This is a genomic window from Gemmatimonadota bacterium, assembly GCA_026702745.1.
Classification (GTDB): Bacteria; JAAXHH01; JAAXHH01; order JAAXHH01; family JAAXHH01; genus JAAXHH01.
The window spans coordinates 1-18,752 of sequence record JAPPBT010000078.1 but is presented as its reverse complement, the minus strand read 5'-3'; the positions used below and the strand labels follow the sequence as shown (position 1 = coordinate 18,752).

The window sequence follows — 18,752 nt, the reverse complement described above, 5'->3', positions numbered from 1 at the left end:
GTCAGTCTCCCGGTTTCAGAATGATCTGCGGCGAACCCGAATAGGGGCTTTTTATCACGGTCACATCGGTCTCGAAGACCGCCTTGATGTGTCCCTGGGTAAGGATGTGCTCGGGCGGACCATCAGTGTAGATACGCCCTTCTTTCAGCATCATCAGCCTGTGGCAGTATTCCGACGAGAGATTGAGATCGTGGGACACGCACAGCACGGCGAGCCCGTCGCGGGCGCACACGTGGCGTAGCAGATCAAATATCTCGACCTGGTGGTTCAGGTCCAGGAAGGAGGTCGGTTCGTCCAGAAGAAGGATCGACGGCTGCTGCGCCAGCGCCCGGGCGATGATGACTCGCTGCCTTTCGCCGCCGGACAGCTCGTGTATGGGGCGGTCCCTGAAGGCGAGGCAGTCGGTCCGTCTCATGGCTTCGAGGGCGATGTCGTGGTCTTCGGGACCTTCTCTCCTGAAGCGCTTCAGGTGGGGCGTCCTGCCCATCATGACGACATCCAGCGAGGAGAAGGCGAAGGTAACCGGCGTCTGCTGGGGAATGACGGCGACCTCGCGCGCGATCTCACGGACCGTGTAGTCCTGAAGCGGCGTCCCGTAGAGCGCAATGCGTCCCCGGCTCAGCGGCAAGATCCGCGTAAGCGCGCGTATCAACGTGCTCTTCCCCGATCCGTTCGGCCCGATCACCCCCAGCATCTCGCCCTGGCGCAGGTCGAAGGACAGGCCCTCCAGCACCGGGCGACGATCGTAACCGCAGGAGAGGTCTTCTACGCGTATGGCGGTTTCCATGTTGCCCCGTCCCCATCGGGTAAAAAAAACCAGCCGCTCCGCAAGGGAAGGGCTGGGTCGGGACGGCAGGCATGCGCATCCGGGCTCGGCCTCTCTGCTCACGGAGAAGCGTTCGCACAGCGCGCAGGCAGGTCTCCTGACTGACGGATCGTCCTACTCCTCAAGTCTTCCCGCCGGTCCATGGACTCAGCCTGACCGGCAGTGACGAGTTTGAGTTTCGTCCCCGAACACAGTGGCGGGACCGTGATGGATTCGCACCATCTTCCCTTTTCAGCGTATGAGCTTACCGCCACCTGCGGCTGTATTCGATTGTTCTTTCAATTTACTGAATCCGACAGTTTGTGCAATACAAAAACGCTCTGGCATGTTAAATCGATACTGCTCGAACATTGATGATGATCGCGTCGAAGAATCTCCAGGCGGTACTGGATGTGGCGTGATGGACCCAATATGTTGTACAATTGTACAACTGCCCTGGCGTTAACGAACCGCTGACGTACCACTAACGCATCACGACCAGACGTAGACTTCCGGGTCGTCGGGGGAATAACCGATGAAGGTGGCCAGGACGATGCGCGGCTGGTCGCCCTCCACGGCGGGAACTTCGTGGATGAGGCGGGTGTTGAAGAAGTAGAGATCGCCCTGCTCCAGGTCGACGGTGTAGCTGCTGACGCCGTTGCGCCGGGCGTACTCGGGGAAGGTATCGGTGGCGATGGACTCCTGCACTTCGGGGGTCCACATGCACCGGTGCAGGATGGCCTGGGTGCTGCGTCCCTCGTGCAGGGCGTTCTGGAAGCAGAGGACTCCGGCAAACTGGTGGCCGAAACGGGTCACCTCGTAGTCGAACCGCTTTTCCCGGAGCGTGACGTGGTCGATGTGGGGCTTGTAGGTATGGCCCCCGTAGTGGATGCGGAAGATGGCCGGGCCGTACTTGCGGCCGTCCGGCTCCCGGGCGGTCATGACGCGCTTCTCTCCCGCGAGCGTGTCCAGCGCCCCGTACAGTAGCTTCACGGGATCCTCATACCCGTTGAACAGGGTCTCGTACAGGACGCGCGTTCCGACCGCGTGCATCAGGAAACCCTCCTTGTCCGAACCCCGGTTCGCCAGGCTCGTACCGATATCGATACGCAAGCGGCTGTCCTCTGCCGCAGCCTCCGGATCGGCTGGATCCCGCATCAGCCCGCGTTCGATAAACCGCTCGATCAGGGCCTGGCAATGGGCGGGCGAATAGGCCTTCCGGCATATGATCGCAGGAATCCGGCCCTCCGACAGGGCCAGGAGCGGATCGCTTTCGGCGGCCAAAATGGACTCCACGTCGGGACCGAGGGGCTCCCACTGTAGCGTTGTCGACATTTCAATCTCCCTGTGCGCGGGCTAACTATTACGCGCTGGACGTGCGGTCCTATACCCGCATCCGCAGCATGGGGTGGGCGAAGGAGACATCGATGTATGCCCCGTCCCGCATGCGCTTCGTGCCGGGTGTCATGTAGTGGATGGCGAAGGCCCTGCGCGGCCGGTCGGTGACGTTGGCCGGGGTGTGGTGCATGGTCTGGCAGTGATGGAACATGGCGCCGCCCGCGGGGAGGTCGACCACCGTCGCCTTCTCCGATTCGGCCTTTTCGCCCAGGTCGAGGAGGGCGCCGGTCTCGGCCGACCGCTCGTGGTTGACCAGGAGCCGGTGCGACCCGGGAATCAGGTGCATGGCCCCGTTGGACACGTCCACGTCGTCCAGCGTGAGCCAGCAGCTCACCAGATTGGCGGGGGTACACTGCCAGTAGCCGTTGTCCTGGTGCCAGAAGACGGGGCCGCCCTGCCGGGGCGGCTTGTAGAGGGCCTGGTCGTGGAACAACTGGATGTTGGGTCCAAGCAGGGACTCGACGATGTCCAGGATCGGCTCATGGTAGAGCAGTTTCCTGAACTCGATGCTGCGTTCGCACATCTGCATGATCTGCAGCATCTGCGACCGGGCATTGCGCTTGCGCGACTTGTCTTCCGTGTCATCGATGGAGAGGTTGCGGTAACGGCCGCTTTCGCGCGCGGTCTCGAACACGCGGTCGTACTCCGTCCGGAGCGCTTCCACGTGCTCGTCGTCCAGCAACTTGCCGGCCACCAGGAACCCCTGGTCGTGGAACGTGCCGACTTCTTCCACGGTCAGTCCGCGATGGGTTTCCGTTCGTGCCTCGGACATGGGCGATCTCTCTCTTTTGGATCCGCGTGGAAGAGCAAAATCAACCTTGCCACTGGTGAAGATCTGTCTGTATTATGGAATGTTCACGACCCAATGTAAAGGCGCCTGTGCAACGGGCAAGTTTTTTAGCCGGAGAGGGCCATGTCTGCCGACAGCGGGGATCGATTCGAACGCCATCGATGGCTGTACCGGACCATGTTCACGATCCGGACGGTGGAAGAACGGCTGGCGAGGTCCTTCATGTCCGGCTTGATCCACGGCGCCTGCCACACCTACGTCGGCGAGGAGGCCGTAGCCGCCGGAATCTGTGCCGGATTGACCGATGACGACGCGGTCTTCAGCACGCACCGGGGCCACGGGCACGCGCTGGCCAAGGGGGTGTCGCCGGCCGCGCTCATCGCCGAACTGTACGGCCGGGAGACGGGGATATCCCACGGCCGGGGCGGCAGCATGCACCTCTTCGCTCCGGAGATCGGTCTCATGGGTACGAGCGGAATCGTGGGTCCGTGCATCCTGCAGGCCGCCGGCGCCGGGTACAGCGCCAGGCTGCTGGGAAACGGCAGCGTCGGCGTGGCCTTCTTCGGCGACGGCGCCGTGGGGAACGGCGCCTTCCACGAGGGCCTGAATCTCGCCGCCATCTACGACCTGCCCGTCCTCTTCGTTTGCGAGAACAATCTGTACGCGACCGAGGTGGCCTTCTCCTACGCATCCCGGAACCCCGACGTGGCTTCGCGTGCGTCCAATTACGGCATGCCAGGCGTGGGCGTGGACGGCAACGACGTACTGGCCGTGCACGAGGCGGCCATCGAGGCGCTGGGGCGGGCGCGGGCGGGAGAGGGACCGACCCTTATCGAAGCGAAGACGTACCGCACCCGTCCCCATGCCGAGGGAATGGGCCTCACCGGCGTGTATCGCACCGAGGACGAAGTCGCCGAGTGGCGGGAGAAGGACCCCATCTCGAGGTTCCGGCGCCGTATCCTGTCCGAGGAAACGATGTCGGAGTCCGACCTGGACCGGATCGAAGCCGACGTCCGGGCGGAGGTCGAAGAAGCGGAAAGGGTAGCGGCTGCCAGTCCCTGGCCCGAAGGCGGCACGGCGGACCGCCACGTGTACCGGGAGACGGTATGACCGAGAAGACCTTCACCGAAGCCGCGCGGGAAGCCCTGTCCGACGCCATGGACGCGGACCCCGCCATATTCGTGGTCGGCGAAGGCGCGGGCGAACGCGGCGGAAACTTCGAGACCACGGCCGGCCTCTACGAGAAGCACGGTCCCTTGAGGCTCTGCGACACGCCCATCAGCGAACGGGGGTTCATCGGGATGTGCACGGGCGCGGCCATGACCGGCGCCCGGCCCGTCGTGGATTTCATGTTTATGGATTTCATCCTCGACGGCCTGGGCGAACTGATCAACCAGACCTCCAAGATGCAGTACATGAGCAACGGCCGGCTGAAGATGCCCATGGTGCTTCGGGGCTGCATCGGCATCGGCCACTCCGCGGCGACCCACCATTCGGGCAGCTACTATCCCTTCTTCGTCCATATCCCGGGGTTCCGCGTGGCGCTGCCCTCCAATCCCTCGGACGCGAAGGGCCTGTTCGCCACGGCGCTGCGCAGCGAGGACCCCGTTTTCTTCATGGAGCACCGGCATCTGCTGAACCTTAAAGGGCCCGTGCCCGATGGCGAGCACCGGGTGCCCTTCGGACAGGCCGCGGTCGTTCGCGAGGGGACCGACGCCACGGTCGTAGCGCTGACCGTCATGGTCCACCATGCCCTTCAGGTCGCGGAGGAACTGTCCGCCGAAGGGATTTCCCTGGAGATCATCGATCCCCGCACCGTGGCGCCCCTGGACGTGGATACCATCCTCGCGTCCGTGCGGAAGACGGGCAGGCTGCTCATCGTGGACGAGACCTTCATGCCGTGCGGGATCGGCGCGGAGATCTCCGCCCGCGTGACCGAACACGGATTCGACGAACTCGACGCGCCGATCAAGCGGCTCAATGGCGCCCACGTGCCCACGCCCTACAGCCCCACGCTTGAGGAGGCCGTCATTCCGGATCGTGCGGCGATCAAACGGGCCGTCCGCGACTTGCTCGCGGAATAGGAACGGGTCATGACCTACGAAATCGTCATGCCGCGGCTGGGATGGAACATGGAAGAAGGCACGCTGGTCGAATGGCTGAAACAGGACGGCGAGACCGTTCGCCAGGGCGAAATGGTATGCACGATCGAGGGCGACAAGGCCGCGGCGGAGGTCGAGTCTTTCGAGACCGGCACGCTGAAAATCCCGAATGCATCTCCTCCGCCTGGTCAGACCGTTCCCGTGGGGACGCTCCTGGGATTCGTCGTTGCCGAACACGAAATTGAGACCTTTGATCCAAACGCGGACCGGTCGGACGATGCCGGACGCGAGGGCGTGGCCGTCGGACCCGCGGAGGGAACGGCGTTCGCCGGGGGATCATTTCTCGAACCTGAGCCCGCACCCGGAACCGGGACCGTACTCGAACAAGCCACGCCGGTGACAACGGACCGCGAAAGCGGCACCCCCGCCATCAGTCCCCGGGCCCGCCGCGCGGCACATTCCGCGGGTATCGACTGGCGGTCGTTGAAAGGCACCGGACGATCGGGCCGGATCGTGGAAAGGGACGTGCTCGAAGCCGCCCGGCAGCACGACGACGCCCGGCGGCACGAAGCCGCACGGCAACACGAAGCCGGCCGTCGGCACGATCGCACAATGGACGGGACAGACGGAAGGGCCGGCACCGGCCAGGGCGACATGAGGCAGGTCATCGCCCGCCGGATGGCCGAATCCCATCAGTCCACGGCGCCGGTCACCCTGAACACCGAGGCGGACGTTACCGCGCTTTCGTCGTTGTTCGAAGGTGCCTGCCGCCCGTCCTGGTACGATCTGATGGTCAGGATCACCGCCGTCGCGCTGACCGAGCATCCCGTCATGAATGCCTCCTGGCGCGACGGCGTGGTACTGAACGAAGGCATCCACATCGGCATCGCGGTGGACACCACCGGCGGGGTGATCGCGCCCGTGATCAGAGATGTTCCGGGCAAATCGCTCCAGGAGGTCTCGGCAACAACGAAACGCCTGATTCAGGCCGCGCAGGACGGCGGCCTGACGCTCGACCAGATCGAGGGCGGAACCTTCACCCTGACCAACCTGGGCATGTATGATGTCGACGCCTTCACCCCGATCATACATTATCCCCAGTGTGCGATTCTCGGGCTCGGGCGAACGGTTTCGAAGGTGGTCGTTGTCGACGAATCGAGCGGGGAGTCCGGTGTGCGCCGCATGATGGCGCTCAGCCTGACCTTCGACCACAGGATCGTGGACGGCGCGCCGGCCGCCCGGTTCCTGCAGCGGATCAAGCAAATGGCGGAAGTACCGGAATCGGTATTCGACAAGGCGGATGGCATCCAGACCGGGCCCAGCTGACGAATGTGACTCAGTTGACGGTAAAGACCCAGTAGACGAAAGGGACGATCATGTCGATCGAAACACCACCACGGGCGAGCGAGAAAGCGGCAAATCGATCCGGGGAAAGGACGAAGGGAAACGCCGTGCACGAGCAGTCGATCGCGATCATCGGCATGGCCTGCCGGTTCCCCGGCGCACCGGACCTGGATTCATTCTGGCGCCTGCTTGAAGCGGGCGGGAACGCGGTGACCGAGGGCATCCCCGGATCGGGTACCGGACGCATCGGCACGCTCTTCCCGGAAGGCGCGGCGATCAGCGACGGTTGCCGGTACGGCGCCTTCGTAGACGACATCGACCAGTTCGACGAGTCCTTCTTCCGGATCTCGCCGGTCGAAGCGCAGTTGCTGGACCCGCAGCAGCGGATGACACTGGAGACGAGCTGGCAGGCGCTGGAAGACGCGGGGATCGACCCGGACAGCCTGAAAGGCAGCCGTACCGGGGTCTACACTGGGATCAGCAACGACGAGTATCGCATGCTGGTCCTGGAATCTACCCGGCCCTCCGACGCGGCCTCGTGTCTCTACGCGCTGAGCGGGACGAACCTGAACGGCACCTGCGGCAGGGTCGCCTTCGTGCTGGGGCTGATGGGCCCCGTCAAGGCGGTGGACGCCGCCTGCGCGTCGTCACTGGTGTCGATCCATGACGCGGTGTCGGACCTGCAGCACGGCAAGGCGGACCTGGCCCTCGCAGGCGGTGTCCAAGCGCTCCTGAATCCCCGTATCTACGAACTGCGCGCCGATTCCATGATGCTGTCGCCGGATGGACAGTGCAAGACCTTCGACGCGTCGGCGAACGGCTACGTACGGGGCGAAGGCTGCGGCGTGGTGGTCCTGAAACGGCTGAGCGAGGCGGAGGCCGACGGCGATCGGATCTGGGGCGTCATCCGCGGTTCGGCCATAAACCACGGCGGAGCCAGCACGGGCCTGACCGTCCCCCATACCCCCGCACTCATCCGGGTGATCGAAGACGCGCTGGACCAGGCGGGGGTATCACCTACGGACGTGGAATACCTGGAGGCGCACGGGACCGGTACGACCGTGGGCGATCCGATAGAGATTGACGCCGTGTCCGAAGTCTACTGCCGGGGTCGCGAGGCCGATCATCCGCTGCTGACGGGTTCCGTCAAAACCAATCTCGGCCACCTGGAGTCGGCCGCGGGCGTGGCCGGACTGATCAAGGCCGCCCTGGTGGTAAAACACGGGGTGATCCCGAAGCACCTCCACTTCCACGACCCGAACCCCGGTATCGATTGGGATAACCTTCCCATACGGGTTACCACGGAAATGACGGACTGGCCGTGCTCCACCGGGCGCACGCGCATGGCGGGCGTGAACTCCTTCGGCATTTCCGGAACCAACGCCCACATCGTGGTGGAGGAGTACCGCGCGCCGGATGAAGCAGGGGACAGCGGCCGCGAGGTCGCCGGATCGCCGGTGGCCGGATCGCCGGTCGCCGTGGCCGCTTCATTGCCCGAATCGATGGATGGCGCGCCTGTGCCGTCCGACGACTTGGAACCGCGCAAGGCCCGGTTGCTTCCGCTGTCGGGTAAATCGGAAAGCGCGTTGCGCGAACTGGCCGGCCGCTACCTGTCCTGGCTCGACCAGCAGGCTGAGCGGACCGGGCAGACCGGACAGACAGAGCGGGCCGATCCGGCCGGACTGGCCGAAGAATCGCACTCCGGCGACGTCGAAGGCGAGGCTGGACCGGAAGCGCTCCTGTCGGATATGGCGTGGACGTCAGGCGTGGGAAGAAGCCATTTCGATCACCGTGCAGGCATTGCCTTCCACGACACCGGTTCATTGCGGGAACGGCTCACCGAACTGACTGAAGCGGGCCCGATCGAGCACGCCCTGAAACCGACGAAGATCGCGTTCGTCTACACCGGGCAGGGAAGCCAGTGGGCCGGCATGGGCCAGGCGCTTTATGAACAGGAGCCCGTGGCCCGTGCGGTACTGGACCGTTGTGAAGCGGTGTTCCAGGAGGTCCGCGGGACCTCGCTGCTGGATGTAATGTTCGGCCGTAACGAAGCGGAAGGACCGCTGAACGACACGGCATGGGAGCAACCGGCGCTCTTCGCGCTGGAATGTGCGCTGACGGCCCTCTGGTCGAGCGTTGGCGTGCAGCCGGCCGTGGTCATGGGCCACAGCGTCGGCGAACTGGCCGCGGCGCACGCCGCGGGGGTATTCAGCCTGGAGGACGGGATGCGGTTCGCCGCCACGCGGGGCACCTTGCTGTCCGGTACCGACGAAGGCGCCATGGCCGCGGTTTTTGCGCCCGCGGAACGGGTCGCATCGGAACTGGAAGGGCTGAATGGGACGTCCGGCGGCAATGATGTGTCCGGAGGTATCAAAGCGTCAACCAGCACCGAGGTGTCCGGCGGTATCGGGTGCAATATCTCGGCGGACAACGGGTCGCACCAGGTGGTAAGTGGAACGGTTCCCGCCATCGAAGCCGTCATGAAGCATTTCGAGTCGGCGGGGATCCGCGCAAGACGGCTGAACACCACCAGGGCCTTCCACAGCGCGCTGGTGGAACCGGCCCTGGACGCGCTGGAAGCGTCACTCGATGGCGTGACCGTCAATGCTCCCTCGATTGCAGTCGTCAGCAATCTCACCGGGCAGGCGGTGGCGCCGGATCACGCATTCGACGGGGCCTACTGGAAACGGCACGCCCGGGAACCCGTGGCTTTCGCACAGAGTGTCGGCACACTGGCCGTACTCGGCGTGGACCTGGTCGTCGAGATCGGTCCTCATGCGATCCTGGCGCCCATGGCGGTATCGGCCTGGCCGGATTCGCCACAGACCCCGGCACCCGCGATCGTACCCAGTCTCAGCAGGCCCTCCGGCGATACCCCAGAGACGGATAAAGGCAGTCTCCTTCAGGCGGTAGCGTCGGTATACGAAGCCGGACAGCCGATACGCTTCGAGGGACTCTTCGCCGGGGAATCCAGACGGAGAATCTCCCTGCCGGGTTATCCTTTCCAGCGCCAGCGCCACTGGGTCGAATCGTCCAGGCAGCATCGGAGCACCGCCGGGCACCCCTTGCTCGGGGAACGCCGCGAGTCTGCCCGCGGAGAGATTACGTTCGAGACCGAAGTGTTCCCAACCGATCCTGTATGGCTGGACGACCACCGTGTGTTCAATCGCGTCCTGGCTCCGGGCGCCCTGTACGGATCCATGGCGAGTGCTGTGTCGATGCTCGAGCAGAGCGGACCGATCTCCTTGGAAGACATGCAGTTGCACAACGCCATGGTCTTCGAGGATGAAGAGACAGGAGAAAACGGCCGCAGCATACAGGTCGTACTTGATGCTGCCGAACCGGCCTCATCCAGAAACCTGCAGATATACAGCAAGGGGAACGAGGGCATCTGGACGATTCACGTGGAAGGACGTCTTGCGCAAGGCGTTCCGGATCAGGAAGCCGGTAAACAGGTCGACCTGGAATCGCTGAAAGACGGTCTCTCGCCCGTGGACGTCGCGGGCTACTACCGCCACCGGGCGAGTACGGGGGTCGATCTCGGTCCCAGCTTCCGTACGCTCGGCAACGCATGGTCCCGGCCGGGTGAGGCGGTTGCGGAGGTTGCTTTACCGGAATCCCACGACAGGGATGGGTTGGACGTGCATCCGCTCGTCCTCGACGGCTGCTTCCAGGTCATGGGCGTTGCGCGGAACGTGGCGGAGACCGAAGGCGGAGCGACCTATCTGCCCTTCGGCTGGGAGCGGATGTGGCTGGCGGGACCGCTGCCGGACCGGGTGGTCTGCCACGTGCTGCTGAGCGAATCCTCGCGCGGCGCCGAGACGAATCCGGATGAGACGCCGGAGGTCCTGAGCGGCGAGATGCGGATTTACGATCCGGACGGCGCCTTGGTCGGCCGCCTGAGCGGATACACGGTGAAACGGGCGACCCGGGCGGCCCTGCTGGCGGCGGTCGAGGGCGTGAATGACCTGCTGTACGAGGTCGTATGGCGCGAACGCCCCCTGGCCCCCGGCATCGAAGCGGCGGACTTCTTTCCGAGTCCTTCGGAGGTCGCGGGCAACGCCCAGTCGTTTACGGGCTACCTGACAGACGCCGGCGTGGATCCGGAGAACCGGAATGCCCTGCTGACGGACCTGGAGCGATGGTCGTGGTCCCGCGCACTCGCGTCGCTGGAGGAACTGGGATGGCAGCGTGAGAAAGGCGAGGTAGTGGATCCTGACGATCTCAGACAGGCGCTGGGCGTCCTGCCCGAACACACCCGCCTCTTTCGCCGGCTCTTTGAGATGCTCGCCAGGTCCGGCGTAATGGAGGAGATAGACGACGGGTTCCGCGTGGCCGTGGGTCCGGAGGATCCGCTCCCTGAACATATGCCCGCAGACCTCGAGGCGTTCGCCGGCTGGATGAAGGAAAGGTATGACCAGGGCCAGATCGAGATCGGGCTGTTCCTGCGGTCCGGCCTCGCCCTGGCGGAGGTGCTTCGCGGAGAAGAGGACCCCCTGACCCTCCTGTTCAGCAGCGGAGAACCGACGGCGGGCGATCTCTATCTGAAAGCACCCGTCGCGCGGGCCGCGAACAGGATGCTCACGGAAGCGGTGCAGGCCCTCGTGTCCACCCTGCCGGATGGGCGGCGCCTCAGGGTGATCGAAGTCGGTGCCGGCACGGGGTCCGCTACCGCGTCCGTGTTGCCCGAGCTTCCGGATGGCCGGTTCGCATACACCTACACGGATATCTCCGCGGGCTTCTTCTCCGAGGCGGAAGCCCGGTTCGGCGACCGTGGCGGAGCCATCGACTATCGTCCGCTGGATATCGAAAAGGACCCGTTCGAGCAGGGATTCGAACCCCATGGCTACGACCTGCTGATCGCGTCGAACGTACTGCACGCGACACGGTACCTGACGGAGACCCTCGGCCACTGCAGGGATCTGCTCGCGCCGTCGGGCCATCTGATCGCGCTCGAAAACCTCAGCGGACTGGGTTGGATGGACCTGACCTTCGGACAGCTCGACGGCTGGTGGCGGTTCGCCGACGATTACCGGCCCCACCACGCGCTGGCAGGCCCCGACGTATGGAAGCAGGCCCTCGGCGACGCAGGATTCGCGGAAGCGGAAGTGCTGGGACCCGACGGACCGGACGGAACAGGCGCACCAGGCGGACCGGACGGAACAGGCGCACCAGGCGGACCGAGCGGCCCGGATGCATCGGATACATCGAACGCGTCCACGATCCTGGACAAAGGCGTTATCGTAGCCCAGGGTCCGGCGAAGGTGTCCGAACCTGCCGGAACCTGGATCCTCACCGAGGACCGGGGCGGACGGGCGGTGGAACTCGCGTCCGCACTGGCGGCGCGGAACCAGGCGGTATACCTGGTGCGGGAGGGCGATGCGGCGGACGGGTTGCCCGCCGCCAACGGCACGGGAGTCGTCAGGACCACCGCGGAATGCGGGCAACGCGAGTCTTGGCGAACGCTGATCGAAAGCCTGCCAAAGGACGTACCGTTCAGCGGCGTCGTGCATCTGGCCGGCCTGGATGGCCCCGGTGCGCAGGCCACCACGGTTGAACTGGCCGCCGAAGTGCAGCGTGCCGGAGCCTGTGCCCTCGCACTCGTGCAGGGACTGATCGACACCGATTCGACCCCGTCCAGGGGCGTCTGGTTCATCACCCGCGGTTCCCAGGTGCTGGAACGGGAACTCGGCGGTGAACTGGCGGGCGCCGCCCTCTGGGGATTCGGCAAAGGAGTGGCCCGCGAAGCGCCCCATCTGCAACCACGGATGCTGGACCTGGATCCCGCGGAACTTGCGCCGGATCCGGATCTCGTCAATGAACTCATGTACCCGGACGACGAGAACCATATCGTCTTCCGGCGGGAATGCCGCATGGTGGCGCGGCTGGTTCGCATGGGAGAAGAATCCGGCCGCCTGGACTTTCCGGAAGACCCGGAGTGGGTGCTGGCGCCCGACCCGGCGGGCGTGTTCGACCAACCATTTGTACAACCACTCCCGCCGCGCCCGCTCGAACCCCGGGAAGTCCGGGTCGCCGTCGAGGCGGCTGGGCTCAATTTCTGGGATGTTTTCCGGTCCCTCGGTTTCATCGAAGAGGGTCTACTGGGCCGGGAGATGTGCGGCGTCATCACCGAGGTGGGCGACGAAGTATCGTCCGTCTCGGTGGGCGATCACGTGGTGGGACTGGGCTTCGGTGCCTTCGCGCCGCTCATGATTACCCATGGGGACCTCGTAGCGCCCGCGCCGGAGGGGTTCTCCGTTTCCGGGCTGGCTACGGTGCCCAGCGCCTTCGTTTCTGCCGCGCTTTCCTTCGAGTACTCGGGACTCGAGGCGGGAGAAAAAGTGCTCATTCACGCCGGTGCGGGCGGGGTGGGATTGGCGGCCATCCAACTGGTTCAGGCCGCGGGGGCCGAGGTCCATGCCACGGCAAGCGCCCCGAAACAGGCCTATCTCCGTTCGCTGGGCGTTGAGCACATTTACGACAGCCGCACGACGGAATTCGGACCGGAGATCCTCGAAGCCACCGATGGCGAAGGGGTGGACGTGGTCCTGAACAGCCTGACGGGCGAGGGGTTCATCGACGCCAGCCTGTCCTGCCTCAAGCCCGATGGACGTTTCGTGGAGATGGCCCGACGCGACATCCTGACCGGGGACGAAATGGCCGCGCTGCGTCCTGACGTGGCCTACGACATCCTGGAGCTGGATGTACTGAAAAAGACGGACCCCGCCTGGGTCGGCCGCGTCCTCAGAGGAATCATGGGGCGCCTGGTTTCGGGAGAACTCAAACCCATCATACACAGCCGCTGGCCGCTGGCCGAAGCGGGCGCCGCCCTGACCTTCATGCGGTCCGCCCGCCATCTCGGAAAGATCGTCGTGACGCCGCCGCCGCTGGTCACGGGCCGTCTGAAGCGGGATCGTACCTACCTTGTGACAGGGGGACTGGGCGGCATCGGTTGCGCGGTGGCCGGCTGGCTCGCGGACCGCGGCGCCGGCACGATCGTGCTGAACGGCCGCCGCCAACCGGATACGGAAGCCGAAGAAGCCATTCAGGAACTCCGGGAGCGGGGTGTATCGGTACAGGTGGAACTGGCGGACGTGACGGACCTGGACGCGGTAGACGCAATGCTCGAGCGCATGGATCGTGAACTTACTCCTCTGGGCGGAGTGATCCACAGCGTGGGTGTGCTGTCGGACGGTGCGCTGGGGAACCAGCGCTGGGAGAACTTCGAGACCGTGTTGCGGCCCAAGATCCTGGGCGCCTGGCACCTTCACCGGGCGACCCGGGATCGGGACCTGGATCTGTTCGTGCTCTTCTCGAGCCGGGTCGGCGTCATGGGCAATCCGGGCCAGGCGAACCACGCCATGGCCAACGCGTTCCTCGACCAGTTGGCCGGCCACCGGCGGGCGCTGGGGCTTCCGGGTCAGGCCATCGCCTGGGGCGCCTGGTCGGAGATCGGCGAAGCGGCGGAGCAGAAGGACCGGATCGAAAGCCAACGCGCGGCCCTCGGCGGCCGCTGGTTCACCCCGCAGCAGGGCCTGAGGGCGATGGACCGGCTGGTCCGGCAGGACGGGACTCATTCCGTGGTCATGGCGATGGACTGGGCCGTGTTCGAAGAAGCGGCGGAAAGCCGGCCGCCTTTGCTCGAGGACCTGCTTGCGGCAGCCCAGGAGGCGACGGAAGAGGCGACGGATTCCTCCTCGGATGACGTCCTGACCCGCCTGCGGAATACACCCTCCGCGGAGCGGGAGAACGTGCTGGTTTCCTTCCTGCAAGGGGAAGTGCAGTCGGTGCTTCGGCTGTCGTCCACGCCCGCGCCCACCGTGGGATTTTTCGATCTCGGCATGGATTCGCTGATGGCGGTCGAACTGAGGAATCGGTTGAACCGCGCCCTTGCGGGCAGCTACACGGCGCCCAACACCCTCGTCTTCGACTATCCGGATATCTCGTCACTCGCCACCCACCTGATCGACGAGATCGGCGATGCGGAATTGGAAAGCGATGGTCCTGATTCCAGTGGCGGTGCCGGCAGCGAAGCCGCGGATTCGGAGGTGCCCGCCGGTTCCGGCCGCTTTGCTATCGCCGCGCCGGAGACGCCCACCGGACAGGAGAGCGATGCCTCTGCCGCCCCGGAGGCGCCCACCGGGACCGAGAGCGGTATCTCTGCCGCCCCAGCAGCGCCCACCGGGCCCGCAGTTGGTACCGTGGCTCGGACCGACAACGAAGGCATTGCCATCATCGGCATGGCGTGCCGTTTCCCCGGCGCACCGGACTTGAATGCCTTCTGGAACTTGCTGGAAAAGGGTACGGATGCCGTCGCGGATGTACGACCCGACACCGGATCGGAGAGTGGATCGCCGGGAAGGACGGGCCAGGTAGGGCCGGACCAGGTAGGGCCGGACCAGGGAGGGCCGAGCCAGGGAGGGCCGAGCCAGGGAGGACCGGACTCAGGCGGCGAAGGTTGGCGCCGCGCGGGATTCATAGAAGGCATCGACCGTTTCGACGCGAGATTCTTCCGGGTATCGCCACTGGAGGCGCGCAGCATGGATCCCCAGCAACGCCTCCTGCTGGAGACGAGCTGGCACGCGATCGAAGACGCGGGAGTTAACCCTGACGGGCTTCGGGGTTCGCGTACGGGAGTATATACCGGGATCGCTTCCAGCGAGTACCGCGATTTGATGCAGAGCCGGGGAGGCGGGGTCAATTACCTGGGTACCGCCCGGAGCCTGGCCGTAAGCCGGATATCCTTCCTGTTGGGCCTGGAAGGTCCATCGGTACCCCTGGAGCTGAATTGCGCCTCTGCGCTGTTCGCCGTACACCAGGCCGTGGCCAGCCTCCGTCTCGGAGAAGTGGACCTGGCCCTCGCCGGTGGCGTGAATACGGTGCTGTCCCCCGATATCACGTCGGAAATGGCCTACCTGGGCATGCTTTCCAATCAAGGCCGCTGCTACGCCTTCGACGCCAGGGCGGACGGTTTCGTGCGCGGCGAAGGCTGCGGCGTGGTTGTGTTGAAACGACTGAGTGAAGCGCAGGCGGACGGTGACCGCATCTGGGGCGTAATCCGGGGTTCCGCGACCAATCAGAACGGCGCGACCGCGGGTCCCACGGTACCCAACGGTCCCGCGCAGGAACGCGTGATCCAGGACGCGCTGGCGCAGACGGACTTCGATCCCGCGGAAGTGGATTACCTGGAAGCTCACGGCGCCGGTTCGGCGCTGGGCGACCCGATCGAGGTGCAGGCGGCCGCCGCGGTTTACGGCAGGGGACGTGCGCCGAACCGGCCGCTTCTGGTCGGGTCGGTGAAGACCAATATCGGCCATCTCGAGTCTGCTGCCGGCCTCGCAGGACTGATCAAGGTGGTCATGGCGATTCGCCATGAGCGCATCCCGAAACAACTGCATTTCGAAAGTCCGAACCCGAACGTGGATTGGGATCGCCTTCCCGTACGGGTGGCCTCGGAAGCGGTAACCTGGCCGGCTCATCCCGAACGGCCGCATCGCGCGGCGGTCAGCGCTTTTGGCATATCCGGGGCGAACGCCCACGTGGTGGTCGAAGGTTATGGGGCGCGCGACGACGGCGCGCAATCGTCGGAAACGGAGATCGAAACGGCCGGAACACGACAGACCGTCGCAGTGAGACTTTCTCCGGGCGTCCCGGAACCGCAACGGGACAGCGCGCGTCCAGGGTCGCGTACGAGCCGCCTCCTGCCGCTGTCGGGCAAGAACCCGACGGCGCTCAGGGAACTCGCCGGCAGTTACCTGTCCTTGCTGGATCGGAATCTCCCAGCCGGTTCGGGCGAGGAATCGGAAGAGGAGTTCCTGGCGGACCTGGCCTGGACCGCGAGCATGGGAAGAAGCCATTTCAATTGCCGGAACAGCGTAATGTTCCGCAATGTCGCAACGCTTCGCGAAGGACTGGAGGCCATCGCGTCGAATGAAGCCCGTTCAGATGCCGTCGAGTCGAACGGGACCAACGTGACCGCGGCCACGCCGAAGGTGGCGTTCGTATATGATGGATGGGACGACGGATGGCGGGAATTCGGCAAGCGCCTGTACGATTCGGAACCCGTGGTGCAAGGCGTCCTTGATCACTGCGAAGCGCTGTTCCGCGGTGAAACGGGGACCTCCCTGCTCGATCCCCTTTTCGACGGGGAAGGTACTGCGCCTCCGATCGACGATCCGGACTGGACGGATCCGGCGGCCTATGCGCTTCAGTGTGCGATCACCGCCCTGTGGTCCAGCCTGGATGTTCGGCCCTCGGCAGTCTGCGGCCGCAATGGCGGGGAAATCGCCGCCGCACAGGCTGCCGGGGCGTTCACGCTCGACCAGGGACTCCGAATCGCACTGGCGCGCGGGGTGGCCCTCAAGGCCATGGAGGAAGCGTGCGATGCAAATGCAGCTGCATCGAAGACCAGGCTGGAAGGGATATCCGTATCGACGCCGTCACTGACGATCGTCAGCGGAGCCACGGGTAACAGGGTGGGGGCGGCGGAGATGGCGGACCTGGACCGCTGGCTCCAGGGGACGCTCGAGGACGAGGGTTCGAGTCTGGGCGAAGGATCGGGCCAGGGCGAGGGATCGCGCGCTCCCGCGCGTAGCCTGGCCGACCTGGCAGTGGATACGCTGATTGAAATTGGCTCGGTATCGAAGTTTGCGGCGGGCATAGCCGAAGCATGGCCGGAGAAGCCGTCGGACCAAGCCGCCGCGGCGCCCACCCTGTTCGGCAGCCTTGCTCATACTGCAGATGAAATCGACGGAGAGGAAGGAGACGGATTCCTGCAAGCCGTGAAGACGGCCTACGATATCGGATTGCCGGTATCACCGGGCGGACTGTTCGCGGGTGAATCCCGTCGAAGACGCGCCCTGCCCGGCTATCCGTTCCAGCGCAGGAGCTTCTGGATCCGCTAGGCGCTAACGGCCCGGCCGAACTGTGCCAACGGTCCGGCCGGGTGCGCCAAACGTACGAAACCCGCCTGCAAAAACTCGAACGCTCTCACAGGCGGGCTTGTATTTCGCGCGACCGTCGAAACACACGACAGTCGTATGGAATGCTCAGGCAGCAGCGTCCAGGCGGCTGACGAGTTCCTGCACCGTCTTGACGTCTACACAATCCTGAGGCGAGAATTCCATGTTGAATTCCTCGGCGACAATCTTGGCGAACGCAAGAATGTCCACGGAGGAAACTCCGGCCTCTGAAAGGCTGATGTTGAGATCATCCGGCAGTGCGATGGGCTGCCCGTCGACTTCCAGGTTGTCTTCGATGAGCTTCCTGATACGATCAGCGGTCGTAGCCATGGATGTATTCCTTTCCAATTGGGGGTAAATCAACCTGTTATTTGGATTGCTTGCTTAGTATAACATTCTGCCGTTACTAAATCAAATGAACTTTTTAGAAATCGTATAGAAAAATCACAGGCGGCAACCGGGAGAATCGTCCCTATGAGTTCTGGTGGACCCGTCATCCGTTCGGGCTTGCGGTTTCAACCGGATGAACCGCCCCCGAAGATGCTGGCACTCGGCCTGGGACTGCAACTGGCCTTGCTGAACATCGCTGCGGTGATGATCATCCCGATGATCGTCATGCGGGCCGCCGGACAGACGGAAGACTACGTTGCGTGGGCCGTATTCGCTTCGGTCGCGATCTGCGGTGCGACCACGATGTTGCAGGTCCTTCGTTTCGGCAGAATCGGTTCGGGCCATCTCCTTGTCATGGGCACGTCGGCGGCGTACATATCGATCTGCATCGAGGCGTTGACGGCCGGCGGTCCGGTCCTGCTCGCCGTGCTCGTCGTCGTGTCTTCCGTGGTTCCGATCGCCCTTTCGTGGCGGCTTTCGATATTCCAGCGTGTCCTCACCCCCACGGTTTCCGGCACCGTGATCATGTTGATACCCATTACGGTGATGCCCGTTATGGGTGATATGCTGTCGTCGACGACGGATGGCCAGTTGTCACTCGGCGCCGTCCTCAGCGCCGCGGCCACCGTGGCCGTCATTTCCGGCTTAACGCTCAAGGGTTCAGCGAAGTTACGTCTCTGGGCGCCGATCATCGGCGTAACCGCCGGTACCGTGGTCGGCAGTTACTTCGGACTGTTCGACGTGGATAGCATCGCGAAGGCGGACTGGATCAGCCTGCCCGCATTCCTCTGGCCGGGGTTCGACCTGGGTTTCGGGGGCGACTTCTGGGTGCTGATTCCCGGATTTCTGCTGGTGGCGGTGGTCGTCTCGCTCCGTACGATCAGCAGTTGTGTCGCCATTCAGCGTATATCATGGCGGCAGACCAGGGCGGTCGATTTCAGATCGATTCAGGGTGCCATGAC

9 protein-coding genes and 1 riboswitch are annotated in these 18,752 nt (G+C 64.6%); of the genes, 5 read left to right on the top strand and 4 right to left on the bottom strand.

Annotated features, from left to right (window positions below):
• Position 1: 1 nt before the first annotated feature.
• The 3 genes from OXH56_13075 to OXH56_13065 form a co-directional block, all read right to left on the bottom strand.
• Positions 2 to 787: a heme ABC transporter ATP-binding protein gene (locus tag OXH56_13075; protein MCY3556240.1), complete on the bottom strand. Its 786-nt coding sequence runs from the start codon at positions 785 to 787 to the stop codon at positions 2 to 4.
• A gap of 108 nt (positions 788 to 895) precedes the next feature.
• A riboswitch (cobalamin riboswitch) is annotated at positions 896 to 1,099 on the bottom strand.
• A gap of 198 nt (positions 1,100 to 1,297) precedes the next feature.
• Complete coding sequence (locus OXH56_13070; protein MCY3556239.1) at positions 1,298 to 2,140, bottom strand: hypothetical protein; 843 nt, start codon at positions 2,138 to 2,140, stop codon at positions 1,298 to 1,300.
• Between the two features lie 49 nt (positions 2,141 to 2,189).
• On the bottom strand, positions 2,190 to 2,975 hold the full coding sequence (locus tag OXH56_13065; protein MCY3556238.1) for a phytanoyl-CoA dioxygenase family protein: 786 nt from the start codon (positions 2,973 to 2,975) through the stop codon (positions 2,190 to 2,192).
• 141 nt (positions 2,976 to 3,116) lie between these two features.
• Here OXH56_13065 and OXH56_13060 point away from each other — a divergent pair, with 141 nt between their 5' ends.
• The 4 genes from OXH56_13060 to OXH56_13045 are packed head-to-tail and all read left to right on the top strand — an operon-like array spanning position 3,117 to position 17,343.
• Positions 3,117 to 4,103 carry a thiamine pyrophosphate-dependent dehydrogenase E1 component subunit alpha gene (locus OXH56_13060; protein MCY3556237.1) on the top strand — a complete coding sequence of 329 codons (987 nt, stop codon included), beginning with the start codon at positions 3,117 to 3,119 and terminating at the stop codon, positions 4,101 to 4,103.
• The gene (locus OXH56_13055; protein MCY3556236.1) at positions 4,100 to 5,077 is read left to right on the top strand and encodes an alpha-ketoacid dehydrogenase subunit beta; all 978 of its coding nucleotides are present in this window, start codon (positions 4,100 to 4,102) and stop codon (positions 5,075 to 5,077) included. Before OXH56_13060 ends, OXH56_13055 begins: the two co-directional genes overlap by 4 nt.
• A gap of 9 nt (positions 5,078 to 5,086) precedes the next feature.
• Complete coding sequence (locus OXH56_13050) at positions 5,087 to 6,421, top strand: dihydrolipoamide acetyltransferase family protein (GenBank protein ID MCY3556235.1); 1,335 nt, start codon at positions 5,087 to 5,089, stop codon at positions 6,419 to 6,421.
• Positions 6,422 to 6,471: 50 nt separating this feature from the next.
• Positions 6,472 to 17,343 carry an SDR family NAD(P)-dependent oxidoreductase gene (locus OXH56_13045; protein ID MCY3556234.1) on the top strand — a complete coding sequence of 3,624 codons (10,872 nt, stop codon included), beginning with the start codon at positions 6,472 to 6,474 and terminating at the stop codon, positions 17,341 to 17,343.
• A 144-nt stretch (positions 17,344 to 17,487) separates the two neighbouring features.
• Here the strand turns inward: OXH56_13045 and OXH56_13040 are convergent, their stop codons facing one another.
• Positions 17,488 to 17,730: an acyl carrier protein gene (locus OXH56_13040; GenBank protein MCY3556233.1), complete on the bottom strand. Its 243-nt coding sequence runs from the start codon at positions 17,728 to 17,730 to the stop codon at positions 17,488 to 17,490.
• A 144-nt stretch (positions 17,731 to 17,874) separates the two neighbouring features.
• Between OXH56_13040 and OXH56_13035 the strand changes: the two genes are divergently transcribed.
• On the top strand, positions 17,875 to 18,752 hold an 878-nt coding region (locus tag OXH56_13035; protein MCY3556232.1), incomplete at its 3' end, for a hypothetical protein.